This window comes from Neisseria sp. RH3002v2f (assembly GCF_014596375.1).
GTDB lineage: Bacteria > Pseudomonadota > Gammaproteobacteria > Burkholderiales > Neisseriaceae > Neisseria > Neisseria cinerea.
On record NZ_MAYZ01000026.1, the window covers coordinates 1 to 26,516 of the forward strand.

At 51.9% G+C, this 26,516-nt stretch carries 25 protein-coding genes and 1 pseudogene; 11 read left to right on the top strand and 15 right to left on the bottom strand.

The window, feature by feature from the left end:
- Positions 1-267: 267 nt before the first annotated feature.
- The 6 genes from BBW69_RS09390 to fetA all read right to left on the bottom strand — a co-directional run bounded on the left by BBW69_RS09390 (position 268) and on the right by fetA (position 7,176).
- Entirely contained in the window at positions 268-1,026 is a 759-nt protein-coding gene (locus BBW69_RS09390; RefSeq protein ID WP_107997336.1) for an ABC transporter ATP-binding protein, read from the bottom strand.
- Positions 1,027-1,105: 79 nt separating this feature from the next.
- Positions 1,106-1,732: an FmdE family protein gene (locus BBW69_RS09395; RefSeq protein WP_003678422.1), complete on the bottom strand. Its 627-nt coding sequence runs from the start codon at positions 1,730-1,732 to the stop codon at positions 1,106-1,108.
- 44 nt (positions 1,733-1,776) lie between these two features.
- On the bottom strand, positions 1,777-2,751 hold the full coding sequence (locus tag BBW69_RS09400) for an iron chelate uptake ABC transporter family permease subunit (protein ID WP_188211139.1): 975 nt from the start codon (positions 2,749-2,751) through the stop codon (positions 1,777-1,779).
- On the bottom strand, positions 2,741-3,709 hold the full coding sequence (locus BBW69_RS09405) for an ABC transporter permease (RefSeq protein WP_188211140.1): 969 nt from the start codon (positions 3,707-3,709) through the stop codon (positions 2,741-2,743). Before BBW69_RS09405 ends, BBW69_RS09400 begins: the two co-directional genes overlap by 11 nt.
- A gap of 207 nt (positions 3,710-3,916) precedes the next feature.
- Positions 3,917-4,876 (bottom strand): siderophore ABC transporter substrate-binding protein, encoded by a 960-nt coding sequence (locus BBW69_RS09410; protein WP_188211141.1) that lies wholly within the window; start codon positions 4,874-4,876, stop codon positions 3,917-3,919.
- Positions 4,877-5,010: 134 nt separating this feature from the next.
- Complete coding sequence (gene fetA, locus BBW69_RS09415; protein ID WP_188211142.1) at positions 5,011-7,176, bottom strand: TonB-dependent siderophore receptor FetA/FrpB; 2,166 nt, start codon at positions 7,174-7,176, stop codon at positions 5,011-5,013.
- Positions 7,177-7,524: 348 nt separating this feature from the next.
- Here fetA and BBW69_RS09420 point away from each other — a divergent pair, with 348 nt between their 5' ends.
- The 4 genes from BBW69_RS09420 to BBW69_RS10145 all read left to right on the top strand — a co-directional run bounded on the left by BBW69_RS09420 (position 7,525) and on the right by BBW69_RS10145 (position 11,482).
- A complete protein-coding gene (locus tag BBW69_RS09420) occupies positions 7,525-7,812 on the top strand; it encodes a co-chaperone GroES (RefSeq protein WP_002218094.1) in 288 nt (95 codons plus the stop codon).
- Positions 7,813-7,910: 98 nt separating this feature from the next.
- Positions 7,911-9,545, top strand: coding sequence for a chaperonin GroEL (groL, locus tag BBW69_RS09425; protein WP_188211143.1), 1,635 nt, complete (start codon positions 7,911-7,913; stop codon positions 9,543-9,545).
- A gap of 312 nt (positions 9,546-9,857) precedes the next feature.
- Complete coding sequence (locus BBW69_RS09430) at positions 9,858-11,393, top strand: sodium-dependent transporter (protein ID WP_188211144.1); 1,536 nt, start codon at positions 9,858-9,860, stop codon at positions 11,391-11,393.
- A gap of 20 nt (positions 11,394-11,413) precedes the next feature.
- Entirely contained in the window at positions 11,414-11,482 is a 69-nt protein-coding gene (locus BBW69_RS10145; protein WP_367682828.1) for a MetS family NSS transporter small subunit, read from the top strand.
- A 51-nt stretch (positions 11,483-11,533) separates the two neighbouring features.
- Here the strand turns inward: BBW69_RS10145 and BBW69_RS09440 are convergent, their stop codons facing one another.
- The 3 genes from BBW69_RS09440 to BBW69_RS09450 all read right to left on the bottom strand — a co-directional run bounded on the left by BBW69_RS09440 (position 11,534) and on the right by BBW69_RS09450 (position 13,573).
- Positions 11,534-11,968, bottom strand: a complete 435-nt coding sequence (locus BBW69_RS09440; RefSeq protein WP_188211145.1) for a toxin-antitoxin system YwqK family antitoxin — start codon at positions 11,966-11,968, stop codon at positions 11,534-11,536.
- 203 nt (positions 11,969-12,171) lie between these two features.
- Complete coding sequence (gene lysA, locus BBW69_RS09445) at positions 12,172-13,392, bottom strand: diaminopimelate decarboxylase (RefSeq protein WP_188211146.1); 1,221 nt, start codon at positions 13,390-13,392, stop codon at positions 12,172-12,174.
- A gap of 10 nt (positions 13,393-13,402) precedes the next feature.
- The gene (locus tag BBW69_RS09450; RefSeq protein WP_002246479.1) at positions 13,403-13,573 is read right to left on the bottom strand and encodes a lipoprotein; all 171 of its coding nucleotides are present in this window, start codon (positions 13,571-13,573) and stop codon (positions 13,403-13,405) included.
- 70 nt (positions 13,574-13,643) lie between these two features.
- On the opposite strand from BBW69_RS09450, the gene cyaY reads away from it, so the two are divergent.
- The 5 genes from cyaY to uvrD all read left to right on the top strand — a co-directional run bounded on the left by cyaY (position 13,644) and on the right by uvrD (position 20,391).
- Positions 13,644-13,967: an iron donor protein CyaY gene (cyaY, locus tag BBW69_RS09455; protein WP_096111721.1), complete on the top strand. Its 324-nt coding sequence runs from the start codon at positions 13,644-13,646 to the stop codon at positions 13,965-13,967.
- Between the two features lie 54 nt (positions 13,968-14,021).
- Positions 14,022-14,528 (top strand): S-ribosylhomocysteine lyase, encoded by a 507-nt coding sequence (gene luxS, locus BBW69_RS09460; protein WP_188211147.1) that lies wholly within the window; start codon positions 14,022-14,024, stop codon positions 14,526-14,528.
- A 135-nt stretch (positions 14,529-14,663) separates the two neighbouring features.
- The gene (locus tag BBW69_RS09465) at positions 14,664-14,816 is read left to right on the top strand and encodes a hypothetical protein (RefSeq protein WP_223170002.1); all 153 of its coding nucleotides are present in this window, start codon (positions 14,664-14,666) and stop codon (positions 14,814-14,816) included.
- Positions 14,817-15,069: 253 nt separating this feature from the next.
- The gene (gene glnE, locus BBW69_RS09470; RefSeq protein ID WP_188211148.1) at positions 15,070-17,760 is read left to right on the top strand and encodes a bifunctional [glutamate--ammonia ligase]-adenylyl-L-tyrosine phosphorylase/[glutamate--ammonia-ligase] adenylyltransferase; all 2,691 of its coding nucleotides are present in this window, start codon (positions 15,070-15,072) and stop codon (positions 17,758-17,760) included.
- A 423-nt stretch (positions 17,761-18,183) separates the two neighbouring features.
- On the top strand, positions 18,184-20,391 hold the full coding sequence (gene uvrD, locus BBW69_RS09475) for a DNA helicase II (RefSeq protein WP_188211149.1): 2,208 nt from the start codon (positions 18,184-18,186) through the stop codon (positions 20,389-20,391).
- A 120-nt stretch (positions 20,392-20,511) separates the two neighbouring features.
- Here the strand turns inward: uvrD and BBW69_RS09480 are convergent, their stop codons facing one another.
- From BBW69_RS09480 to BBW69_RS09505, 6 genes and pseudogenes are all read right to left on the bottom strand, one after another.
- Positions 20,512-20,727, bottom strand: a complete 216-nt coding sequence (locus BBW69_RS09480) for a hypothetical protein (protein ID WP_003677137.1) — start codon at positions 20,725-20,727, stop codon at positions 20,512-20,514.
- A 7-nt stretch (positions 20,728-20,734) separates the two neighbouring features.
- Positions 20,735-21,604: pseudogene (gene mafB / locus BBW69_RS09485) on the bottom strand (polymorphic toxin MafB class 3); the annotation flags it as partial.
- A gap of 308 nt (positions 21,605-21,912) precedes the next feature.
- Complete coding sequence (gene pyrH, locus BBW69_RS09490; RefSeq protein ID WP_188211150.1) at positions 21,913-22,632, bottom strand: UMP kinase; 720 nt, start codon at positions 22,630-22,632, stop codon at positions 21,913-21,915.
- A 219-nt stretch (positions 22,633-22,851) separates the two neighbouring features.
- On the bottom strand, positions 22,852-23,706 hold the full coding sequence (tsf, locus tag BBW69_RS09495) for a translation elongation factor Ts (RefSeq protein ID WP_188211151.1): 855 nt from the start codon (positions 23,704-23,706) through the stop codon (positions 22,852-22,854).
- A gap of 128 nt (positions 23,707-23,834) precedes the next feature.
- Positions 23,835-24,563, bottom strand: coding sequence for a 30S ribosomal protein S2 (gene rpsB, locus BBW69_RS09500; protein ID WP_002243114.1), 729 nt, complete (start codon positions 24,561-24,563; stop codon positions 23,835-23,837).
- A gap of 174 nt (positions 24,564-24,737) precedes the next feature.
- A complete protein-coding gene (locus BBW69_RS09505; protein WP_107997347.1) occupies positions 24,738-24,980 on the bottom strand; it encodes a hypothetical protein in 243 nt (80 codons plus the stop codon).
- Positions 24,981-25,057: 77 nt separating this feature from the next.
- Between BBW69_RS09505 and BBW69_RS09510 the strand changes: the two genes are divergently transcribed.
- Together BBW69_RS09510 and BBW69_RS09515 are read left to right on the top strand one after the other, a co-directional pair.
- Positions 25,058-25,639, top strand: a complete 582-nt coding sequence (locus BBW69_RS09510; RefSeq protein WP_107997348.1) for a 5-formyltetrahydrofolate cyclo-ligase — start codon at positions 25,058-25,060, stop codon at positions 25,637-25,639.
- Between the two features lie 60 nt (positions 25,640-25,699).
- The gene (locus BBW69_RS09515) at positions 25,700-26,290 is read left to right on the top strand and encodes a GNAT family N-acetyltransferase (protein ID WP_188211152.1); all 591 of its coding nucleotides are present in this window, start codon (positions 25,700-25,702) and stop codon (positions 26,288-26,290) included.
- Positions 26,291-26,516: the final 226 nt, after the last annotated feature.

Consider the following 26,516-nt stretch of genomic DNA (forward strand, 5'->3'; position numbering starts at 1 on the left):
TTATTTATTTATTTATTTATTTATTTATTTATTTATTTATTTATTTATTTATTTATTTATTTATTTATTTATTTATTTATTTATTTATTTATTTATTTATTTATTTATTTATTTATTTATTTATTTAGATTCTTGCCGGCGGACGGTTCGGCATCAATATCTGTTAATATGTGCATATTATGCCGCCGCCAATGCCGCCTGTGTCGTGCCTTAATTTTGTCAGGATATGGGGTGCCGTCTGAATGTTCAGACGGCATTTTTTCGGGTTCAGATATGGTGGACAATCAGTTTTTTGCCTTGGTGGTCGAGTACGTCGACATCCATGTCGAATAGGGTTTTGATGTTTGCGGCGGTGAAAATGTCGTTGGGCTTGCCCTGCATGGCGACTTGGCCGTTTTTCATGGCGACGACGTGGTCGGCGTAGGCGGCGGCCTGGTTGATGTCGTGTAATACGACGACGGTGGTGCGTTTGTGTTCGTCGGTCAGCCGGCGCAGGATTTGCATGAGGCAGCGGGCATGATACATGTCGAGGTTGTTCAGCGGTTCGTCCAGCAAAACGTAGTCGGTGCGCTGGCAGAATACCATGGCAATCATGGCGCGTTGGCGTTGGCCGCCGGAAAGCTCGGTCAGGTAGCGGTCGGCGAAGTCTTGCAGGTGGAACTCGGCAAGTGCTTCTTCGACGATGGTTTTGTCGTTTTCAGACGGCCTGCCTTGGTGGTAGGGATAGCGGCCGAACATGAGCAGGTCGCGCACGGTAATGCGGCTCATGATGCTGTTTTCTTGGGTGAGGATGGAGAGCGTGCGGGCGAGTTCGGCGGTGGGGGTGGTTTTGATGTCTTTGCCTGCGTAGCTGATGTTGCCGTGTACCAGAGGCTGAAGCCGCGCCATAAAGGAGAGGAGGGTGGATTTGCCTGCGCCGTTCGGGCCGATTAGCGCGGTAATGCCGCCTTCGGGAATGTCGAGGCTGATGTTGTCCAGAATGGGGCGAGTGCCGATGTGGAAGCTGACGTTGCGGATGGTAATCATAGGCGGATTCGAATATGGGGAATTGGGTTTTCAGACGGCCTTTAAATGATGATGCCGTCTGAATTTTATTCCTGTATGGTTAGATTTCGCTGACGGTAACAAATTCGGGGTTGTCGGCTTGGTCAATCAGGAAGGCGCGGACGCGTTCTTGCCAGAGTTCGCCGAATTGTTTGAGTTCGTCGGGGCTTGCGCTGCCGCTGACGGCTTTGGGCATGATGTCGCGCATTTGTGGCGCAAAGGGTTGGAGCGCGGCGTTGAGGCTGACGGCAACGGTTTTGCCGGTATCGCGGCGGCGGAGCGCGAGTGTGCCGTTGATTTCGCCTGCACCAAAGGATAAGAGGTGGCGGCGGGCAAAGCGTCCGGCAGGGCCTACGCCGCCAAAGCCTGTTTCGGGTGCGGCGCCGGTAAGGAGTTGGACGACGGACGCGGTAACGCCGGTCGTGCCTTCGTCACGATTGCCTTGCATAAAGGCTTCGATGTCGCCGCGTTGCGGCAGCTCTGCGCCGTAAAGTGCTTCCAGCCCTTTGATGACCATCAGATAGGCACCGGCGACGGTCGGGCAGGAGTGGCCGCACAGGCGCACGGCATCGGCGTAGCGGTAAGTGAGGATGCCGTTTTCGGCCGCGCCGAGGAATTCGGCAAGCGCGTCCCTGACGGTGATGGTCGGGGCTTGGTTGAAGAATGATGGGAAATGTTCTTGTGTCATATGTTTTGTCCTGTCGAGGCGGGCGGCCGTTCAGACGGCATCCGTCATTTTTTGTGTTTTAAAACGAGATAGAGGAAAACGAGTCCGCCGGCAAATTCTACTACCACGCTCAAAACTGCCTGCATACCGAGCAGGTGTTCGAACACGGTTTGTCCGCCGACCAGAAGGATACCGCCGATACAAACTGTCATCGGCAGGCGGACGGAATGGCGGACGGAAGGGGAAAAGTGGTTGGCAAGCGAGGCGACGAGAAGCCCGAAAAAGCTTACGGGGCCGACCACAGCCGTTGCCGTTGCCACCAATGCGGCGGTATAAAGCAGCAGCCATAAGGTGTTGCGCGGGTAGTTGATGCCTAAATTGACGGCTTGGGCGCGCCCTAAAAGGTAAACGTCCAAGCGGTAGCGTTCGCGCCAAACCGCCGCCGCACTGATGAGCAGAATCAGCGCGCCTATCCCCAACAGTTCGTTGTGGACGGTATTGAAACTGGCGAACATATTCGCCTGCGCCGCGGTAAATTCTTCGGGATCGATCATGCGGGAGAGCAGCGAGGAAAGGCTGCGGAACAAAATCCCGAAAATCACGCCGATTAAAATCATGCGCGACAAATCGCGCCCGCCTTGTTTGACGAGCGTGTAGAACAGCAGCAGCGAGCCGCCCATCATGACGGCAAGTTCGAAGCCGAATTTGCCGACCGCAGGCAGGGATGTATAGCCCACACCGCCCAGCGCGAAAACCAAAAGCGTCTGTAAAAACATATACAGCGCGTCAAAACCTAAAATCGAGGGTGTGAGAATCGGATTGTTGGTCAGCGTTTGAAAAAGCTGGGTGGAAACGCCGACCGCATATGCGACTAACAGTAAAGCCGCGAGCTTGGTCAGCCGCAGTTGCAGTACAAAATCCCAATCGCCTTTGACATTGAGCGTTAAAAACAGTCCGCAGCAGATCAGTAAGAGTGCGAATGCCGCCCATAACGGGCGTGGGGAACCTTGCATAAATTCAATTTTGTTTTCAGACGGCATGGGCAGGTTTCCTTAACAAGAGCCATAAAAACAACACCGTACCCAATACGCCGAAGACGGTCGATACCGGAATTTCAAACGGAAACACAATCACGCGTCCGATAATGTCGCACAATAAAACCAAAGACGCGCCCAACAAAGCCACTGCCGGCAGGCTTTGGCGCAATCTGTCACCTATCAGCCGGCTGATGATGTTCGGCACGACCAGCCCGATAAACGGGATATTGCCGACCGTAACGATAACCAGCGATGTAATCAGTGCCACAATAATTAAACCCGACCACAAGACCGCCGTCCGGTTCAGACCCAGATTGACGCTTACTGCCTCACCCAGCCCCAGAATGGTCAGCCTGTCTGCAATCAGGTAGGCAAATAATGCCAATCCGCCCGTAATCCAAAGCAGCTCGTAACGTCCCAGCAGTACGCTTGAAAAGTCGCCCTGTTGCCATACGCCGAGCATTTGCAGCATCTCGAACTTGTATGCCACAAATGTTGCCGCCGCCTCAATGACGCCGCCGAAAATAATCCCCACCAGCGGCACCATTAATTGCGCCGTCGGCGGCAGACGGCGGATAAGCATCATAAACACCAACATCCCGATTAACGCAGCAACGGCGGCAACCGACATTTTGACCATCAGGGCGGCCGTCGGAAACAGCAATGTTACCGCCAACAGGCCTAAGGCCGCACTTTGGCTCGCGCCCGCCATAGAAGGTTCGACAAAACGGTTGCGCATCAAAATCTGCATAATCATCCCCGCCACCGCCATCGATGCACCGGTCAGCACGATGGCGAATGTGCGGGGCAGGCGGCTGACCAGTATCAATTCGGTACTGTCGGACAGGGAAAATACATCTGACCAGCGGAAATCGGCAACGCCTACCGACAGGCTGATGATAAATAATGCCGCCAAAAGCAGGAGGTTGGTTAAGTTTAGCGATAAGGGTCTGGCAGTCATAAAAAGAGAAGGATGGGAAGGCGTTATTGCCGGTTTTTTACGCCTGTAGGAAATCTGAATAAGGCTGCGGGAATCCGCCTCCGACCCTGTTTTTACAAGGCGGGGTGCCGGATGATGCAACCGCCGGAAATCGGGCAAATGCCGTCTGAAACACAGGAGGCGGTTTGAATCTCCGTGTTTCAGACGGCATCGAATGCCGCCGTTTCATTATTTTGCCGCGTTAAAAGCGTCGGCAACCTGTTTGCTTGCATTCAGCAGCTCTTGCGCGCCGCCGGCTGCCAAATAAGTTTCGGGAACGAGGTAAACGACCTGTCCTTTTTTCCATGCGGTTGTTTCGGCAACCAGCGGATTATTTAACACGTCTTTTGCCGCCTGACCCTCTTCGCCGATGGCCGCGCTGCGGTCAAGGACAAACAGCCAGTCGGGATTTTTCTCTTTCAGGTATTCGAAGCTGACGGGCTGTCCGTGGCTGCCTTCTTTAATTGATTCATCGACAGCGGGAACGCCGATGTCTTTGTGCAGCCAGCCCCCCAGTCGTGAAGACGGGCCGAAGGCGGACATCTTGCCGCCGTTGACCAAAATCACCAAACCTTTGCCTTTGCCTTGTGCGGCAGTTTTCGCGGCTTCAAAAGACGCGTCGATTTCCGCCTTCAGTTTGTCGGCTTCCGCCTGTTTGCCGAAGATTTGCGCCAGCGCGTCGATACGCTCTTTGGCACTTTCTTTGAGGTTGGCGGTATCGGCGGTCATTTCGATGGTCGGCGCGATTTCGTTCAATTTGTCAAACGCTTTGGCTGTGCGGCTGCCGATGATGATGAGCTGCGGTTTGTAAGCGTTGAGTGCTTCGTAATCCGGCTCGAACAGCGTGCCGACAGGTTTCGTGGATTTGAAATATTCGTCCAAATAAGGCAGCCGTTTTTGATCGACGGACAAACCGGTTTTCACGCCCAATTTGCTTAAAGTATCAAGTACGCCCAAATCGTAAACGGCGATGCGCTCCGGATTTTGCGGCACGTTCGCATCGCCGCGCGCCGTTTTGACGGTCAGAGACGCGCCTTCGGTTTGGGCGGCAGGAGCGGTTTGCGCGTTTTGGTTTGAAGCGGAATCTTTCGGCGAACACGCACCCAAAGCAAGGGCGCAGCATACGGCTAAAGCAGTTAAACGTGACATAGGATAATTTCTCTGTTGTGGGATTCGAGGATGTAGGCAAGACAGGCCGGGCATCAATATCCGACCTGTAATATCCGAATGCCGCCTTCAACGCCAAACGGGTTTCAGACGGCATCCGGATTTTACACTATGTTTTAGAACTTGTAGTTCACACCCAAGCGTACATCACGTCCGGTACCTGGTAGGGTATTGGTCCAGCGTTGGCTGTGCGGATAGTAGAACTTGTTAAACACGTTGTTGACTGAAAGATTGACATTGAGCGTGTCTTTGCCCAGCGGTTTCCAGTTGGCGAAGATGTCGTTCACACCGAAACCTTGGCGTACAACGTTTTCCAGTTTGCCGTCGCGACCTTTTTGACCTGCCACCAATATCGAACCCTCAGCTTTTTGAACATAACGGCCGCGCCAGCCGATTTCCAGATTCGGGTTTTTGAAGCGGTAGGCAAGGGAGGCTGTCCAAGTGCGACCGACTTGTGCGCCAAATTCAGGGTTCGCGCTCAACAGCTTGTCTTTGTGCGTATCGTAAAAGCGCGGTTTGCTGTAGCTTACGCCGACTTTGGCAGTCAAGCTGCCGGTGCGGTAGGATGCGCCCAATTCGTAACCGTGGTTTTTGATGTAACCGGCGTTAACGGCTTCACGGACGGCGACAGAGTCGTGGCGGTTTTGCGGATTGGCAAGCGCGTCTTTGATGGTCTGCCAGAAGTAGCTGCCGTTTGCGGCAAACGTGCCGTCGTTGTAGTTGAAGCCGATTTCGGTATTGCGTGCGCGTTCGGCTTTTGTGCCGTCGGCAATCGAGATGATGCCGCGTTTACCGTGGGTTTGCAGCGCGTCATACAGGCGCGGGCTGCGGCTGGCGTAGTTGTGGCTTGCGCTGAAGCTCCAGTATTCGTGCGGCTGCCAAATCACACCGAAACTTGGGTTAAGGCTGCTGCTTGAAACGGTCTTGCCGTCATGGGTTTTAACCTTGAAGCGGTCGTAACGCAGCCCGCCGGTCAGGGTAAAGCCGTCAATCTCGTGAATGGCTTCGATATACGCGCCGGTATCGGTTTTGGCTGGGTTAGACAGTTTGTAGGAATGGACAAGATCCATATCTATCTTGTCTTTCGCTTTTTCTTCATCGGTCTTAGCTATTTCTTTTTTGGGATCGGTTGGGTCTGGTTTCTTATCGGAGATCTTAAATTCGCCGTTCAAAAACGCTTGCGGTTTGATTTCCTGATGGCGGTAGTTGATACCGTATTTCAACAGGGTTTGTTCGGCAAGGCGGCTGTCGAAGTTGAAGTTCGCACCATGAGTGGCGATTCGGGTATGGTTAGGGCCTTTTACATTGCCTGCGTAACCGCTGCCGCTGTCATCGGCGGAATAGCGTTCGTTTTCCAACACATAGGCGTTGGCGTTCAGTTTTTCGACAAAGCCCAGGTTTTTGCCCGTGTACTCTAAGTTGGTGTTGGATTGGGTAGTTTCACGGTATGAGGGTTTCTGCCTGTCTTTTGCAGGGTCGGACTCGAAGATTGTAAACTCTTCACGCACAGTACGGATGCCCCGGTGCTGGTCTTTCATGTGGCTCAATACGATGCGGTGGTCGCCGTCGCCGAAGGTTGTTCCGATTTTGGCCAGGTAGCTGCGTTTGTCCAGTGCGCTGTAAGGTACGGTTTTGCCGCCGTTGGGACTTTTGTAGCCTTTACCTGCTTCGTAATCTTTTTCATCGTTGCGGTTGTAAGAGAACAAACCGTCGAAGTTGCCCTCTTTTCCGAATACGCTTGCGCCGTAGCTTACGCCGTCATTAGAGGCATAGCCGCTGCTGAGGCGCACGCCCCAGTTTTTATCCAAGCCTTTGAGCAGGTCTTGGGCATCGACGGTTTTGGCGATAATCGCGCCGTTGGTTGCGCCGATACCGGCAGAGGCGGAACCCGCGCCTTTTTGTACGGAAACGACTTTAACCAAAGCAGGATCGATGATGAAGCGGCCTTGGTGGTAAAGGATTTGGCTGTCGGAATAGGCGTTGTCCACCTTGACGTCGACAGAATTATGACCCATGCCGCGCAAGGTCAGGTGTTGGGACGTGCCGTTACCGCCGCCGAAATCGATGGACGGCTCTTCTTTTAAGAGTTCGCGCATATCGGTTGCGGTGCTTTCGTCTTTTTGTTGAAGCGTAACGATGTTGGTACGGATTTTGCTGCCTTGGCGGTCGCCTTTTACGGTAACGGTATCCAGTACGGCCTTGGCATTATTTTCTGCCGCATGGGCAAAACCTGCCGCCAGGGTAAGTGAGAGCAGGCTGAGGCGGAACAACGGGGTATTCATTCAATCTTCCTTGTTGAGATAGAAAAATAAAAACAAAACTGCTAAGAAATGGTTTAGATTTTAGACAGTCAATAATTATTCTCATTAATATTATCGAGATGTAGTTATTCTGTAAAGTTGCGTATTGTTTTTATTTGGAAAGTGTTGTTTTTTGTTGACAGGTTTGTTCGACGACATGAAAAACGGCAGGAATAATTTTGTACCGCGTCACTTGAATTTGTTCGAACAAACCCTAATTTTGCCGACTTATACAGGCAGCCGCCTGACGGCTGTCCGGTTTTCATCCTTAATCTGTCTGAGTTTTTTAGGCAGGAAATTGTTTTTAAATAATTTTATCGGAGTATAAACATGACCATCCGCCCTTTACACGACCGCGTCGTCGTCAAACGCTTGGAAGCTGAAGAGAAAACCGCATCGGGCATCGTTTTGCCGGGCGCGGCTGCTGAAAAACCCGACATGGGCGAAGTAATCGCCGTGGGTGCGGGCAAAATCGGTAAAGACGGCGCGCGCCGTCCGCTGGATGTCAAAGTCGGCGACAAAATCATTTTCGGCAAATACAGCGGCCAAACCGTAAAAGCCGACGGCGAAGAGCTGTTGGTAATGCGTGAAGAAGACATCTTCGGTATCGTTGAATAATTGTTGAATTAGGTTTCAGAACCGAAGGCCGTCTGAATCAAACATGAAGTTTTCAGACGGCATCGAACAGATTTTTAATATTGATTTGGAGAATTTAAATGGCAGCAAAAGACGTACAATTCGGCAATGAAGTTCGCCAAAAAATGGTAAACGGCGTCAATGTATTGGCAAACGCCGTACGCGTAACTTTGGGCCCTAAAGGCCGCAACGTGGTACTCGACCGCGCTTTTGGCGGTCCGCACATCACTAAAGACGGTGTGTCTGTTGCAAAAGAAATCGAATTGAAAGACAAATTCGAAAACATGGGCGCGCAAATGGTGAAAGAAGTTGCGTCTAAAACCAACGACGTAGCAGGTGACGGTACCACTACTGCAACCGTATTGGCACAATCCATCGTTGCCGAAGGCATGAAATACGTGACCGCCGGTATGAACCCGACCGACCTGAAACGTGGTATCGACAAAGCTGTTGCCGCTTTGGTTGAAGAGCTGAAAAACATCGCCAAACCTTGCGACACTTCTAAAGAAATCGCCCAAGTCGGCTCTATTTCCGCCAACTCTGACGAACAAGTCGGCGCGATTATCGCCGAAGCGATGGAAAAAGTCGGCAAAGAAGGCGTGATCACCGTTGAAGACGGCAAATCTTTGGAAAACGAATTGGATGTCGTCGAAGGTATGCAGTTCGACCGCGGCTACCTGTCCCCTTACTTCATCAATGATGCGGAAAAACAAATCGCTGCGCTGGACAATCCGTTTGTATTGCTGTTCGACAAAAAAATCAGCAACATCCGTGACCTGCTGCCTGTTTTGGAACAAGTGGCAAAAGCCAGCCGTCCGCTCTTGATTATCGCTGAAGACGTAGAAGGCGAAGCCTTGGCGACTTTGGTGGTGAACAACATCCGCGGCATCCTGAAAACCGTTGCCGTGAAAGCTCCGGGCTTCGGCGACCGCCGCAAAGCCATGTTGCAAGACATCGCCATTCTGACCGGCGGCGTGGTAATTTCCGAAGAAGTCGGTCTGTCTCTGGAAAAAGCCACTCTGGAAGACTTGGGTCAAGCCAAACGCATTGAAATCGGTAAAGAAAACACCACCATCATCGACGGCTTCGGCGACGCTGCCCAAATCGAAGCGCGTGTTGCCGAAATCCGCCAACAAATCGAAACCGCAACCAGCGATTACGATAAAGAAAAACTGCAAGAGCGCGTGGCCAAACTGGCAGGCGGTGTGGCAGTGATCAAAGTCGGTGCCGCTACCGAAGTCGAAATGAAAGAGAAAAAAGACCGCGTGGAAGACGCGCTGCACGCTACCCGTGCCGCCGTTGAAGAAGGCGTGGTTGCAGGCGGCGGCGTAGCCCTGTTGCGCGCCCGTGCCGCTCTGGAAAACCTGCACACCGGCAATGCCGACCAAGACGCAGGCGTACAAATCGTCTTGCGCGCCGTTGAGTCTCCGCTGCGCCAAATCGTTGCCAACGCAGGCGGCGAACCTAGCGTGGTTGTGAACAAAGTATTGGAAGGCAAAGGCAACTACGGTTACAACGCAGGCTCTGGCGAATACGGAGACATGATCGAAATGGGCGTACTCGACCCTGCCAAAGTAACCCGTTCTGCGCTGCAACACGCCGCATCTATCGCCGGCCTGATGCTGACCACAGACTGCATGATTGCTGAAATCCCTGAAGAAAAACCTGCTATGCCTGACATGGGCGGCATGGGTGGTATGGGCGGCATGATGTAAGAAATGCCGTCTGAAGCTTTCAGATAAAAAAACCGCACGGCTTATACCGTGCGGTTTTTTTATCTGAATAATGGGCGGGTGCCGGTAGGCATAAAAAGGGGATTTTTACGGGTAAATAGAAAATTTTTTCATTTTCAAGTCATCATTGCTTGCCATCGGCGTTAAATTTTTTTACGATAAGCGCATAGATTGTAAACAATCAGTCAAAAGCCAGATTGTTTTTTCAGACGACATTATCCTGTCAGACGCTGTTTTCTATATCGAGTAGCCGTTAATGGCTTGTTTTTTATTAGGTAATTAAGAGGTATCAACGTGTCTGATTCCAAAACGAACGAACGCGCCACGTTTAACAACCGTCGGGCGTTTATGTTTGCCGCCATCGGTTCTGCCGTGGGTTTGGGCAATATCTGGCGGTTTCCCTATATTGCATTTGATAATGGCGGCGGCGCATTCATGCTGCCGTACTTGGTCGCCCTTCTGACAGCCGGTATTCCGCTGCTGCTGCTTGATTATGCCATCGGGCACCGTTATCGGGGTTCCCCGCCGTTGGCTTTCCGCCGCCTCGGACGCTGGTTTGAACCGGTAGGCTGGTGGAATGTGATGACCAATATCGTCATCTGCATCTATTACGCAGTGATTATCGGTTGGTCGGCAAGTTATGTTTATTATTCGTTCAATGCGGCATGGGGTGTCAATCCGCAAGACTTCTTCTTTAAAGACTTCCTGAATATGGCCGGGCCTGAGGCTTTGGGATTGGATTTTGTCGGTAAAGTTGTCGGGCCGTTAGTCGGCGTATGGGTTTTCACATCGGTCATTATGGCTTTGGGCGTGCAAAAAGGCGTGGCAGGCGCATCGTCTTTCTTTATGCCGTTGCTTGTAATCATGTTCTTGATTATGGTCGGCATTTCACTGACCCTGCCGGGTGCGGCAAAGGGGCTGGACGCATTGTTTACGCCGGACTGGTCCAAGCTTGCCGATCCTAAGGTCTGGGTGGCTGCTTATGGTCAGATTTTCTTCTCTCTTTCCATCTGTTTCGGCATTATGGTTACTTATTCTTCTTACTTGAAGAAGAAAACGGATTTGGGCGGCACGGGCTTGGTGGTCGGGTTTGCCAACAGCAGTTTTGAGTTGCTCGCGGGTATCGGCGTGTTTGCCGCACTGGGCTTTATGGCGCAGGCAAACGGGCAGGCGGTTAATGAGGTCGCCTCCAGCGGTATCGGTTTGGCGTTTATCGCTTTTCCGACCATCATCAATCAGGCTCCCATGGGTGCACTTATCGGCGTATTGTTTTTCGGTTCGCTGGTGTTTGCAGGCATTACCTCGATGATTTCCATCGTCGAAGTGATTGTGGCCGCCATTCAGGACAAGTTGAATATCGGTCGCGTCAACGCTACATTGCTCGTCTGTATTCCCATGGGCATTGTTTCTACATTGTTGTTCGGTACGACCACCGGTCTGCCTGTTTTGGACGTTTTGGACAAGTTCGTCAATACTTACGGCATTGTGGCATCCGGTTTCTTGTATGTTTTGGCGATTATCGTATTCCGCAGGCTGCAGGAGTTGCGCAAGCATCTTAACGCGTTGTCTTCCATACGCATCGGTGCGTTGTGGACGGTTTGTGTGTTCTTTACCGTCGCCATGCTCGGCTATATGCTGTTTAAAGATACCAGCGGCCTGATGGAGAAAAATTACGAAGGTTATCCGGATGGTTTCCTCAGTATTTTCGGATGGGGAATGTCGGCGGCATTGGTCGTGTTCGGGCTGCTACTTTCGCTGCTGCCTTGGAAACACGGTCAGGATTTTAATGTCAAAGACGAACACGAACATGAACAAGGAGAAGAAAAATGAGTACTTCCGCCATTGTGATGATGATTGTCTCAATCGTGATAATCTGGGGAGGTTTGCTGCTTTCCCTATTAAGGTTGCCGAACGAGTAAGCCTTTAGAGCGTTAAAAATGCCGTCTGAACTGTTTCAGACGGCATTTGTTTTACGGCTGCCATTCGCGTTCCATTTTGCCCGACGCATCCAAAGTTTGCGCTCGGACGATATGTCCATCCCGGTACAGGATGCGCGTCCGCAATATGCCCTGTTCGGTATAGCCTTGCGACCAACCTTGCGCCACGCCGTTTTCAACCGGCGTGTGCGAATGCAGTTTGCCGTTTGGATGGTAAATATCGACAAAGCGGTCGAACACGCCGTTTTTGACGATGCTTTTCAATACGCGCCCGTTTGAAGAACGGATGCTGTACGCACCGTCCGGCGTGCCTGAAGGCGGCTGGCTGTATGGGTTGGCGGGTTGGATGGGCGCGCTTTTCGGCAGGGTGTGAAGCGGCGGCCGGTCGGAGGTAAGGGCGGTGCAGCCCGCCGAAAGGAGGGCGGCGGACAAAGCGGCGAGCAGGAGGATAATCGGGGCGTGCTTCATTTCAATTCCTTAGATTGCACCCCATAAAAGGGGCGCGTAATTTTTTTCAACAATTCCCTTCTTCAGCCGGGCGAGACGGGGATTTGTTGCGTCGTCATTTGAAAACAGGCTGTGTTTGAATATTCCGCCGATGCGGCCCTAAGATGTAACTTTAAACGGATAATGCCGTCCGAACCGCTTCAGACGGCATTTTGATGTTCGGCTTACAGGCAGGCGAGTTCGTTTGCCATTTGCTGTTCTAAGGTTTCGCGCCGGCGGATGAGCTTGTATCCGCCGCCGTCAACCAACACTTCCGCCGCACGGTTGCGCGCGTTGTAATTGCTCGCCATGCTGGCACCGTATGCGCCCGCGCTGCGGATAAGCAGCAAATCGCCTTCTTCGCAGGCGATGGTGCGGTCTTTGCCGAGGAAGTCGCCGGTTTCACAAATCGGGCCGACGATATTAGCGGTCAGAGGCTCAATGTCTTTGGTTTCTACCGCTTCGATGTGATGATAGGCATCATATAGGGCGGGGCGCATTAAATCGTTCATTGCCGCATCGACCATCACAAAGTTTTTCTCTTCGCCGTATTTGACGAATTCGACGCGTGTCAGCAGCGAACCTGCGTTGCCGACCAAGCTGCGGCCGGGCTCCAGAATGAGTTTCAGACGGCGTGTGCCGATCAGTTTTTGAACCGCTTGGGCATACGCGCCCAAATCAGGCACGGTTTCGTCTCGATAAACAATGCCGACGCCGCCGCCTAAGTCCAAATGTTCCAAAACAATGCCTTCGGCGGCAAGAGCGTCAACTAAAATCAAAATGCGTTCGCAGGCTTCGACCAGCGGGCTTAAGTCGGTCAGTTGAGAACCGATGTGGCAGTCGATGCCGATAATTTTCAAATTGGGCTGTTGTGCGGCATGGCGGTAGGCTTCGAGCGCGTCGGCGTAGGCGATGCCGAATTTGTTGGCTTTCAGACCTGTGGAGATGTAAGGATGGGTTTTCGCATCGACATCGGGATTGACGCGCAGGGAGACGGGCGCGGTTTTACCCAAACGCGCAGCAACTTTTTGAATACGGTCGATTTCGGGGATGCTTTCCATATTGAAGCATTTCACGCCGGCATTCAGCGCGAACTCGATTTCCGCCTCGCTTTTGCCTACGCCTGAAAATATGGTTTTTGCCGCATCGCCGCCTGCTGCCAAAACGCGTGCCAATTCGCCGCCGGACACAATGTCGAAACCGCTTCCCAAAGAAGCAAAGTGCTTGATGATGCTTAGGTTGCCATTGGCTTTAACCGCATAGCAGACGAGCGGGGAGAGCTCGGCAAAGGCAGTTTGGTAGTGTTCAAATGCTTCGGTCAGCGCGGATTGGCTGTACACATAAAGCGGCGTGCCGAATTCTTCGGCAAGGCGGGGGTAGGGGACTTGTTCGCAAAATAGGGTCATGTTTTCGTTTTCATTTTTGGGTTTGTGAAGCGGATTGCGGTTTGCTTTGAAGTTGCAAACCGGTTTGGATTACGCCGAAACGCGCCTTATCGCCTTCTTTGGGCAGGTAGAGGTCGCCTTTGTAACCGCAGGCCGAGAGCAGGAGGGCGGTTGCCGCCGCAAAAAATACGCCGTATTTCATCGGTAAACTTCCTTCATAAGCGCGAATGTGGCAAGATTCGGTATCTTAAACAAAAAACACGCAAAAAGCCATGATGACCGAAAGCGAATTCATCCGCATGAGCGAAGAATTGTTCGAACACATCGAAGACCAAATCGACGAAAACGGCTGGGATTTCGACTGCCAGTTTGCCGGAAACGTCCTAACCATCGAAGCCGGAGACGGCACGCAAATCATCGTCAACCGCCACACGCCTAACCAAGAATTGTGGATTGCCGCAAAAAGCGGCGGCTACCATTTCGCCGAGCAAAACGGCAAATGGCTGGCAACGCGAGACAGCCGCGATTTTTACGATGTTTTGAACGAAGCCTTAAGCGCGGCTTCGGGCGAAGCGGTGGAAATTGCCGAATTGTAATCGGACTCGGAAGCCCATCCTACCCCCAAACCATTCATTCAAAAGGATAACACGATGCCCCTGTTAGACAGTTTCAAAGTCGACCACACCCGTATGCACGCCCCTGCCGTGCGTGTGGCGAAAACCATGACCACGCCTAAAGGCGACACCATTACCGTATTCGACCTGCGCTTTTGCGTTCCCAACAAAGAAATCCTGCCCGAAAAAGGCATTCACACGCTGGAGCATTTGTTCGCAGGCTTTATGCGCGACCACTTAAACGGCAACGGCGTGGAAATCATCGACATTTCCCCGATGGGCTGCCGCACCGGTTTCTACATGAGCCTCATCGGTACGCCTTCCGAACAGCAGGTCGCCGACGCATGGCTCGTCTCGATGCAGGATGTGGTCAATGTCAAAGACCAAAGCAAAATCCCCGAGTTGAACGAATACCAATGCGGCACCTATCTGATGCACTCGCTTGCCGAAGCGCAACAAATTGCGCAAAACGTGTTGGCGCGCAAAGTGGCGGTTAACCGAAACGGTGATTTGGCTTTGGATGAAAGCCTGCTGAACGCTTAATCTGTTTTGAAATGCCGTCTGAAAGTCAGAATCTGTCTTCAGACGGCATTTTGTTTTCCGACAGTTTATAAACTGTCGTTGTTTCTTGACAGAAACAACGACCTTATTTATTTGAAACGATTGGAGAACATGATTATGGGCTTTTGGGATAGCGCGGCAAAAGCAGCAAAAGCAGTAGGCGAGGGAATGATTGAAGCCGGTAAAGAGTATAAGGCATTGAAAATGGAATATGCGGAGAAATCAAGCGAGGAGCTGCATGAAATCGTAAAGAGTGATGGTTTTTTTTAAAAATTCCACACGGGAGAAAAGTGCGGCTTATGCTATTTTAAAAGAGCGTGGCGAGGTGTGAACAGGAAACGGCGGCATTTGCCGCTGTTTTTTATTGGTAGGCATCCGTCCGAATATCGGGGCAAGGTTTCAGACGGCATCGAAGGTTGCTATGATATAGTGGCTTAACTTTAAACTGGTACGGTTTCGCCTTGCCCTGATTTAAAGTTAATCCACCATACCATTCCCGTCATCCTTCCAAACGGAATCCGAAATGTCCGACAACCGCCTCGACACCGCCCGCCGCTATTCCCTGTTCCTTGCCCGCCAGCTCGACAACGGCAAACTCAAGCCCGAAATTTTCCTGCCCATGCTGGACAAGGTGTTGACCGAAGCAGATTTCCAAGCCTTTGCCGACTGGGACACTATCCGCGCGGAAGAAAACGAGGAAGAATTGGCGCGGCAGTTGCGCGAGTTGCGCCGTTATGTCGTGTCGCAGATTATCGTGCGCGATATAAACCGCATCAGCGATTTGGACGAAGTTACGCGCACGATTACGTTGTTTGCCGATTTTGCCGTCAATACCGCGTTGGACTTTTCCTACGCCTATTATCAGGACATGTACGGCACACCGATAGGGCGTTATACGAAATCGCCGCAACATTTGAGCGTGGTGGCGATGGGTAAGGCGGGCGGCTATGAGCTGAACGTGTCTTCCGACATCGATTTGATTTTCGTCTATCCCGAATCGGGCGACACCGATGGCAGGCGCGAACGGGGCAATCAGGAGTTTTTCACCAAAGTCGGGCAAAAACTGATTGCGCTGCTGAACGACATCACCGCCGACGGGCAGGTGTTCCGCGTCGATATGCGGCTGCGGCCGGACGGCGATTCGGGCGCGCTGGTATTGAGCGAAACCGCGCTGGAGCAATATTTGATTACGCAGGGGCGCGAATGGGAACGCTATGCGTGGTGCAAAGGCCGCGTAGTCACGCCGTATCCGAACGACATCAAATCGCTGGTGCGCCCCTTCGTGTTCCGCAAATATCTGGATTACAGCGCATATGAAGCAATGCGCAACCTGCACCGCCAAATCCGCAGCGAAGTCAGCAAAAAAGGCATGGCGGACAACATCAAACTCGGCGCGGGCGGCATCCGCGAAGTCGAATTTATTGCCCAGATTTTTCAGATGATACGCGGCGGACAAATGCGCGCGCTGCAACTGAAAGGCACGCAGGAAACGCTGAAGAAACTTGCCGAGATGGGCATCATGCCGTCTGAAAACGTCGAAACCCTGCTTGCCGCCTACCGCTTCCTGCGCGACGTCGAACACCGCCTGCAATACTGGGACGACCAGCAAACCCAAACCCTGCCCACTTCGCCCGAACAACAACAACTGCTCGCCGAAAGCATGGGTTTCGACAGCTATGCCGCCTTTTCAGACGGCCTCAATGTTCATCGGAACAAAGTCAATCAGTTGTTCAACGAAATCTTGAGCGAACCTGAAGAACAAGTGCAAAGCAATAGCGAATGGCAATGGGCATGGCAGGACAAACCCGACGAAGAAGAGCGGCCAGGTCGTCTGAAAGAACACGGGTTCGATGCCGAAACTATCGCCGCAAGGCTAGACCAAATCCGGCACGGCCATAAATACCGCCATCTTTCCGCACACGCCCAGCCGCGTTTTGACGCCATTGTGCCGCTGTTCGTACAAGCGGCGGCAGAGCAAAACAATCCGACCGATACGCTGATGCGGCTGTTTGACTTCCTCGAAAACATCAGCCGCCGTTCCGCCTATCTCGCCTTCCTCAACGAACATCCGCAAACCTTGGCGCAACTCGCGCAGATTATGAGCCAAAGCTCATGGGTGGCGGCGTATCTGAGCAAATATCCGATTCTGCTGGACGAACTCATCAGCGCGCAGCTTTTGGATACCGCGTTTGACTGGCAAGCCCTCGCCGCCGCCCTTTCAGACGACCTCAAAGGCTGCGGCGGCGACACCGAAGCGCAAATGGACACCCTGCGCCGCTTCCAGCACGCCCAAGTCTTCCGCCTCGCCGTCCAAGACCTCGCCGGACTGTGGACAGTAGAATCCCTCTCCGACCAACTCTCCGCCCTCGCCGATACCATCCTCGCCGCCGCCCTGCCGTGCGCATGGGCGGACATGCCTAAAAAACACCGCGACACCCCGCAATTCGCCGTCGTCGGTTACGGCAAACTCGGCGGCAAAGAACTCGGCTACGCCTCGGACCTCGACCTCGTCTACCTCTACGACGATCCCCATCCCGACGCAGGCGACGTATACAGCCGCCTCGCCCGCCGCCTGACCAACTGGCTTTCCGCCGCCACCGGCGCAGGCAGCCTCTACGAAACCGACCTGCGCCTGCGCCCCAACGGCGACGCCGGTTTCCTCGCCCACAGTATCGCCGCCTTCAAAAAATACCAGCGCGAAAACGCATGGACGTGGGAACACCAGTCCCTCACCCGCGCCCGCTTCATCTGCGGCACACCCGAAATTCAGACGGCCTTCGACCGCATCCGCACCGAAATCCTCACCGCCGAACGCGACCAAACCGCCTTGGCAGGCGAAATCATCGAAATGCGCGAAAAAATGTTCCCCACCCACCCGCCGGTTGACAGCAACGTCAAATACGCACGCGGCGGCGTGGTCGACGTCGAATTTATCGTCCAATACCTCATCCTTGCCCATGCCCGAAAATATCCGCAACTTCTCGACAACTACGGCAACATCGCCCTCTTGAACATTGCCGCCGACTGCGGCCTCATCGACAAAACCCTTGCCGAACAAAGCCGCACCGCCTACCGCTTCTACCGTCAGCAGCAACACAACACCAAACTGCGCGACGCGGAAAAAACCGAAGTAAGCGACGAATTGCTGTCCCATTACGGCAATGTCAGGAAATTGTGGCGGGAAGTGTTCGGGGAGGAAACGGCAACCGCCTGAATAAGAAATGCCGTCTGAAGCCTGACAATTCGGGTTTCAGACGGCATTTGTTTTTGGCTGTGTCTGAACAATCTGTACGATTTCGGTTGTTTGCAAAGTGAAAGGCGGTTATTCCTATGTTCAGTCGGCAAACCGAAATATTTTCCCCAACCGATAGGGCGGTATCAAAGCCTATTCGAATACCGCCTTTACGGGGAAGGAGCTTTTCGAGCTTGACCATGGTTAGGTACGGCAAATCAGCCCGTATCCTGCCGATACGTCCGTCTAAATCGGTTTGGAACGCCGCAATGTGACACCTGCCTATCAAGGTTTTGCGTGTGTGTGTCGGTGATGGCTTTGCCAAAACCGAAATTAAAATCAAGTTGTCAGGCATCCTTCCGTTTCTATTAAAATAGCGCATTCCACTTTTCAGACGGCATCCCTATGTTTCCCGACCAATCCGCCCACAATCTGCTGCAAGGCTTGAACCCCGAACAACTCTCCGCCGTAACCTGGCCGCCGCAATCCGCCCTTGTGCTGGCGGGCGCGGGCAGCGGCAAAACGCGCGTGCTGACCACGCGCATCGCATGGCTTTTGCAAACCGGTCAGGCAAGCGTGCACAGCATTATGGCGGTAACGTTTACCAACAAAGCCGCCAAAGAAATGCAGACCCGTTTGGGCGCAATGATTCCCGTCAACGTCCGCGCCATGTGGCTCGGCACGTTTCATGGCTTGTGCCACCGCTTTCTACGGCTGCACCACCGAGATGCCGGTCTGCCGTCTTCCTTTCAAATCCTCGATAGCGGCGACCAGCTTTCCCTCATCAAACGCCTGCTCAAAAGCCTCAACATCGCCGAAGAAATCATCGCGCCGCGTTCGCTGCAAGGCTTTATCAATGCGCAAAAAGAATCCGGTTTGCGCGCTTCCGTGTTGAGCGCGCCCGACCCGCACACAAACCGCATGATCGAATGCTACGCCGAATACGACAAAATCTGCCAACGCGAAGGCGTGGTCGATTTCGCCGAACTCATGTTGCGAAGCTACGAAATGCTGCAAAGCAACGAAATCCTGCGCCAACATTACCAAAACCGCTTCAACCACATTCTCGTTGACGAATTCCAAGACACCAACAAACTGCAATACGCCTGGCTCAAACTCATGGCGGGCGGTAACGCGGCAGTGTTTGCCGTCGGTGACGACGACCAAAGCATCTACCGGTTCCGCGGCGCGAACGTCGGCAACATGACCGCGCTAATGGAAGAATTCCACATCGATGCGCCCGTCAAGCTCGAACAAAACTACCGCTCCGTCGGCAACATCCTCGCCGCCGCCAACGCCGTTATCGAAAACAACGACGAACGCCTCGGCAAAAACCTGCGCACCGACGCCGAAGCAGGCGACAAAATCCGCTACTACTCCGCCTTTACCGACCTCGAAGAAGCCCAATTCATCGTTGACGAAACCAAAGCTCTCGAACGCGAAGGCTGGGATTTGGACGAAATCGCCGTCCTCTACCGCAGCAACGCCCAATCCCGCGTCATCGAACAAAGCCTGTTCCGCAGCGGCATCCCCTACAAAATCTACGGCGGCTTGCGCTTTTACGAACGCCAAGAAATCAAACACGCACTCGCCTACCTGCGCCTCGCCGTCAATCCCGACGACGACAACGCCCTCTTGCGCGTCATCAACTTCCCGCCGCGCGGCATCGGCGCACGCACTATCGAAAACCTTCAGACGGCCTCAAACGAACAAGGCATCACCCTCTGGCAGGCAGCCTGCAATGCCGGCACAAAAGCCACCAAAATCGCCGCCTTCGTCCGCCTCATTGAAGCCCTGCGCAACCAAGTCGGACAAATGCCCCTGTCCGAAATCATTGTCGGCATCCTCAAAGACAGCGGCCTGACCGAACACTACCGAACCCAAAAAGGCGACAACCAAGACCGCATCGACAACCTCGACGAACTCGTCAACGCCGCCATCGAGTTCAAACCCGAAGACAGCAACTTTGAAACCCTGCCTGAAAACATTTCAGACGACCCTGCCTTCCCCATCCTTGCCTTCCTAAGCAACGCTGCCCTCGAATCCGGCGAAAACCAAGCAGGCGCAGGCGAAAAAGCCGTCCAACTCATGACCGTCCACGCCGCCAAAGGCTTGGAATTCAACGCCGTCTTCCTCACCGGCATGGAAGAAGGCCGCTTCCCCAGCGAAATGAGCCTTGCCGAACGCGGCGGCCTCGAAGAAGAACGCCGCCTCATGTACGTCGCCATCACCCGCGCCCGCAAACGCCTCTACATCACCATGGCGCAACAACGCATGTTGCACGGGCAAACCCAATTCGGCATCGTCTCCCGCTTCGTCGAAGAAATCCCGCCCGAAGTATTGCACTACCTGTCCGTAAAAAAAACCACCTACGACAGCTACGGCAATACACGCCCAACCGCCGCGCCCAAAGACAAAATCATCGAAGACTTCAAACAGCCGCAAACCTACGCAGGCTTCCGCATCGGCCAAAACGTCCGCCACGCCAAATTCGGCACCGGCGTCATCATCGATGCCGTAGACAAAGGCGAATCCGCCCGACTGACCATCAACTTCGGCAAACAGGGCGTAAAAGAGCTGGACACCAAGTTTGCGAAATTGGAAGAGATTTGAATTTAAAATGCGGACCGGATATTTGTATCCGACAAAAATATTTGACGCGTTTATCGTTTCCGAAATGCCGCTGTTAGAAAATGTCGGATTCGAGAATCCGACCTACGGCTGCATAACCATTTAGTTAGATGTATCCATTAGATTATATGCTTCAATTAAATGTTGTTCTAGCTCTTGCACTAATTGAGGATTGCGAATTCCTGACACAATCTCAAATTCTTCTGCATCTATGCAAACACCTGCATAAATTTCAATAACAAGGGAACGCAATAATTGAAGCTCTTCTCTTGTTAAAGAAATAATAATGTCATCACTTGTGTAATTGATTATATTCATAATAATTTTATTTTTGCTTGTCAAAGTAAGTTTTGCCTAAGGTTGGTCTAAATGCAGTTCCACCATCTTTTGAATTTGGGTCTCTAATTACAATTGTTCCAGACTTATCGTCCCAATATACACTACGCCCATTGGATAATTTTTTGCTTTCGGAAGGATTGGCAACAATATTTTCAATATGCCGAGCAAAATCTGCTGGTGAATTGATATTTAAATCCGTAAATTCTTGTTGTCTTATGACGTGCTTGTTATAAGCATGCCCACTACTAATTTGTTCTCCAATTAGTTGCGCTTGTAAAGACGGTTGTGTGGAAGCATCTGCTTTGCCGTTGGACGTTATAGATTTAGGCGGTCTATTCCCGCCGGCCATCTCACCGTCCAACGTCTGCATATGGCGGGCAGCAGGTGTTTCATAGCCGGTATTTTTAACCCAATCCCATTTAGTCGGGTTAAGTTTTACTTTTTTACCTCCCCAAACCGTACCTGCAGCTTCTGCTATGGAAAGGGCAGTTTGGGCAGTAGCTGTAATGTTCGGATGGGCATCTGCCCATTGTTTGGCAGAGTTAATACTGTCCTTAACCGCAAAAGCACTGTCTTGTAATGTGGTTGCAGCCGCAAGTTGTGCTGCGGGACTTAAATTTCCTAAATCATTAATATCTTGTAAAGTTTTCTGTGCTGCCGCATCGGTTACCGGGTTTACCGCGCTGTCGATAATTGCCCCAATCCCTACTCCTTGAAAACCCATTAAAAAAGGATTAACCGCACCTTGGATGATGCCACGAATATCATCCATTCGGTTACCCCACCAGTTTTTATTGGGGTCGTTTTCCCATATTAGCTTTCCTGCCTCATCCACACGGCTGAAAAAACCAGAAGCGGTATAAGGTGCTGTAATCGGGGGTGCTTAGTTCGTCAAAAAGGAAAAACAGATTGAAGTCGATGCGTGTGATGAGTACGGCGTTGCTCCTTATGCCGATTTTGTCCGCCTACTGCAAGGCGGTTTGTCTAATGAAAGGAAAAATGCCGTCTGAACATTGTTCAGACGGCATTTTCAAATGGAAGGCAATATAGGCGACATATGAAAAATTGATGTATGAGACAGGATGGCTCTAGGCTTATTAATTTCCATATAATAAATGGCCGTCTGAAGCCTATATGCGACTATATCTGCCGGTCCTAGAGCAATCAGCAGTGAACCAGCGTGCCCTCGTCTTCGCCGGTAATGACGCGTTTGAGCGATCCTTCTTTGGCGATGCCGAAGACGACGATGTTGAGTTTGCGTTCGCGGCAGAGGGCGAAAGCGGTCGCGTCCATGACTTTGAGGTTTTTGTTCAAGGCTTCGTCAAAGGTAATGGTTTCGTAGCGGGTTGCAGACGGGTCTTTTTTCGGGTCTGCGGTGTACACGCCGTCAACGTTGGTGGCTTTGAGCATCACGTCGCAGTTCATTTCCGCACCGCGCAATGCGGCGGCAGTGTCGGTCGTGAAGAACGGATTACCGGTACCGGCGGCGAAAATCACGACTTTGCCTTCTTCCAAATATTGAATGGCTTTGGGGCGAGTGTAAGTTTCAGCGATTTGCTGCATAGACAGTGCGGATTGTACGCGCGCTTTGATGCCGAGGGTTTCGAAGGCGTCTTTGAGTGCTAATGCGTTCATCACGGTTGCCATCATGCCCATGTAGTCGGCAGTGGCGCGGTCCATGCTGCCTGCTTGTGCAGATACGCCGCGGAAAATGTTACCGCCGCCGACAACGATACCGACTTGCACGCCCATTTTAACGACTTCGGCAATTTCGCCGACAGTTTGAACGATGGTATCGTGATTGATGCCGAATGGATCGGAACCCATCAGGGATTCGCCGGAGAGTTTCAGTAATACGCGTTTGTATTTGATTTGCTGTGTCATGGGATACCTTGCTTTCTTGAATGTCGTCGGTCGGAGTTTGGGCCGTCTGAATTTTCAAACGGTCGGAATATTAATGATAGGGTATGTCGGTTTATTATTGTTTTGTTTTCAGACGGCCTGAATATTCGGTCGTCTTAAAATAGGTACCGTAAACGGTTTTCTCAAAAAAAAGCACCCTGATTCGTTTGGAATCCAGGTGCTTCCTTTTTCATAAGTGCCTTACACTTTAGCAGCGGCGGCAACTTCGGCTGCGTAGTCGACAACGGCTTTCTCGATACCGTCGCCTACTTTGTAGCGTACGAAGCTAACTACTTCAGTGCCGTTTTCTTTAGCGAATTGGGCAACAGTTTGGTCAGGGTTCATCACGAATGCTTGGCCGTTCAGAGTGATTTCAGCCAAGAATTTGCGGATACGGCCTTCAACCATTTTAGCGGTGATGTCGGCAGGTTTGCCGGAAGCGATAGCTTGTTCGGTGTAGATGTGGCGTTCTTTTTCGATGGTTTCAGCATCTACTTCGGCTTCGCTTACGCATTGTGGTTTAGCGGCAACGATGTGCATACCGATTTTGCGTGCTACGTCTTCAGAGCCTTTGTACTCAACCAATACGCCTTCAGTAGCCAAAGCACCGTGGATGTAGGCAACCAGTTGGTTGGCAGTATCGATCACTTGGAAGCGGCGAACAGACATGTTCTCGCCCAATTTAGCGATGATGGCTTTGCGTTCTGCTTCAACCAGTTCGCTCAGTTCTTCAACAGAAGCCGGTTTTTTCTCGGCAGCAGTTTTCGCAACGAAGTTGGCAAATTCTACGAAGCCGGCGTCTTTAGCAACGAAGTCGGTTTCGCAGTTTACTTCAACCAATGCGCCGACATTGCCGTTGATGGCGTAAGCCAATACGCCTTCGGCAGCAGTACGGCCAGCCAGTTTACCGGCTTTCGCACCGGATTTAATACGCAGGATTTCTTCGGCTTTGTCGAAGTTGCCTTCAGCTTCAACCAAGGCTTTTTTGCATTCCATCATGCCCAGGCCGGTAGCGGCGCGCAGGTCGGCAACCATTTTTGCAGTAATTTCTGCCATTTTGAATCTCCTAGATTTTTGGGAAATACGGAAAGGATTTTCCGTATTCGGGAATCGTGTGCCGCGAACGGGCGTTCAGACGGCATATTTGAGAAAAGGGGCATAACGCCCCTCTTCTGTGTACCGAATTACTCGGCAGCAGCTTCTTGGGCAGCGGCTACAGTTTCTTGCAGCGCTTGGTTTTTGCCTTCCAAAACTGCGTCGGCGATGCCGCGGCAGTACAGGCGGATAGCTTTAGCGGAGTCATCGTTACCAGGGATAACGTATTTCACGCCGTCAGGGCTATTGTTGGTATCGACTACGGCGATAACAGGGATGCCCAATTTTTCAGCTTCAACCAGAGTACCTTTTTGGTAGCCGGTATCGATAACGAAAATTGCGTCAGGCAGGCCTTTCATGTTTTTGATACCGCCCAAAGAACGTTCCAGTTTTTCAACGTCGCGTTGCATTTCCAGAATTTCTTTTTTATTGAAACCGCCTTCGGCAGCGTTTTCCAAGGCAGCAGTTTTTTCTTCCAGGCGTTTGATGGATTGCTTAACGGTTTTGTAGTTAGTCAGCATACCACCCAACCAGCGGTAATCAACGAAAGGCATACCGGCACGGGTAGCTTCTTCGCGGATGATTTCGCGGGCTTGGCGTTTGGTACCTACGAACAATACTGTACCTTTGTTGGCAACCAGACGACGTACGGCTTCTTGCGCCTCTTGGAACATCGGCAGGGTTTTTTCCAAGTTTACGATATGGATTTTGTTGCGCGCACCGAAAATGTATTGAGCCATTTTCGGGTTCCAGAAACGGGTTTGGTGACCGAAGTGAACACCGGCTTCAATCATCTGACGCATAGTAATTTGAGACATGTTATTTCCTTGAAAGGGTTAAAGAGCACACATTCAATCGCATAGAACTTGATAGGCGGCGCCTATTGTCAAGCACCCTTCGGCGAAAGTGGGCATAAGTTTTAAAAAATAGTGTGTTTCCGAAATGGAAAACTGACGGATTATAGCGGATAAGAGGCCGTCTGAAAAGGGATTTTATGCACTGCCGCCGTGTTTGCCGCCTTCTTGTCCAGCTGTGCGGCGGCTTTGTTCGAATGCTTCTTTTTCCTGTTGCTTCATCAAGCGGTTGCGGAGGCGGACGGTTACGACGAAGACCGTGAACACAGTGGGCAACACTGCCCAAAAAACCAAATAAATCAGCGCACGCGCAATACTCGGCTGAGCGGCGGAAAACATCACGGCAACAAAAAGATAGCCGATAAGGACGATATGCCACATGGCGGAATCCTGTTTCGAGGTTAACAGAGTGTTTATAATCGCCGTATTCTACAACAACACTTAAAAGGCCGTCTGAAATGAGGAATGAGGAAAAACACGCCCTACGCCGAGAATTGCGTCGCGCCCGCACGCAGATGGGGCATCAAGGGCGGTTGGTGGCGGGGCAAACGATTAACCGCCTGCTCAAACGTTATATCAAAAAGGGGCGGAAGATCGGCGTGTATTGGCCGATGGGCAACGAACTGCGGCTGGATGGCTTTGTCCGTGCGGCGCAAAAACGCGGTGCCAAACTCTATCTGCCTTATATCGAACCGCGTTCGCGGCGGATGTGGTTTACGCCCTATCCCGCCGACGGAGTAAAACAGGAACGCAAGCGCGGTAGGGCGAAGCTGCATGTCCCTCAGTTTGCAGGTCGGAAAAGGCGTGTGCATGATTTGAACCTCCTGCTTGTGCCAGTGGTCGGTATGGACAGGCTGGGCTACCGCTTGGGACAGGCAGGCGGCTATTACGATGCGACGCTTGCAGCGATGAAATACCGTTTGCAGGCAAAAACCGTTGGCGTAGGCTTTGCCTGCCAGTTGGTGGACAGACTGCCGGTCGAGGAGCACGACCGGCCTTTGGGTGGGTTTGTTTCGGAAGCAGGAGTATTGTGCTTTTAGGTGTTCAGACGGCATTTTGAACGGAAATGCCGTCTGAAGGCGGAGTATTGGGAGAAAAGGATGTCGGAAAGGATAATACTGCCGGTCTTGTCGTTGGGCGGCGTTCGTCTCGAACCGTTGGATGTGCATCATGAAACGGGTTTGCGCGAGGCGGTTTGCGATGGGGAGGTTTGGAAGCTGAGGGTAACGTCCGCACCTCATCCGGATAGGGTGGCAGACTATATCGGAACAGCATTGGCAACGCGTTTGGCGTTTGCTGTTGTCGATGAGGAGGTGGACAGGGTGGTTGGGACAACGGCGTATTATCATTTTGAGCCGCAGATTCCGCGTTTGGACATTGGGTTTACATGGTATGCGGCATCGGCACAACGAACACGGATAAACACCTGTTGCAAAATCATGTTGTTGGATTACGCGTTTGATGTTTTGTCATGTTGCTGCGTAGGGTGGCGTACAGATATCTTAAACCGTGATTCTCAACGGGCCATCGAACGGTTGGGTGCGGAAAAAGACGGCGTGCTGCGTATGCACATGCTCCGCAAAGACGGCAGTGTGCGCGATACGGTTGTGTACAGTATGCTGAGGGAAGATTGGTGCAGAAACAGGGAAATCCTGACCGGCAGGTTGGCGGGATACGGCGTGCAGGTGTGAGGCAGTATTTTTAAATTGAAGAAACTTAACACAAGATGCTGACAATTTTTAAAAAATTAATATATAAATAGTTTCGATTGTTTATTTTATAAAAATTTGATATATATAAATAAATAACTATTTTTATTTTTTATTTCCTAGTCTTCACCCTAGTGCTTGGCAGAAAATCTTTGCATTTCTCAGTAAAATCCACTAAATTCACGATAACATATTATAAGCACCTGAA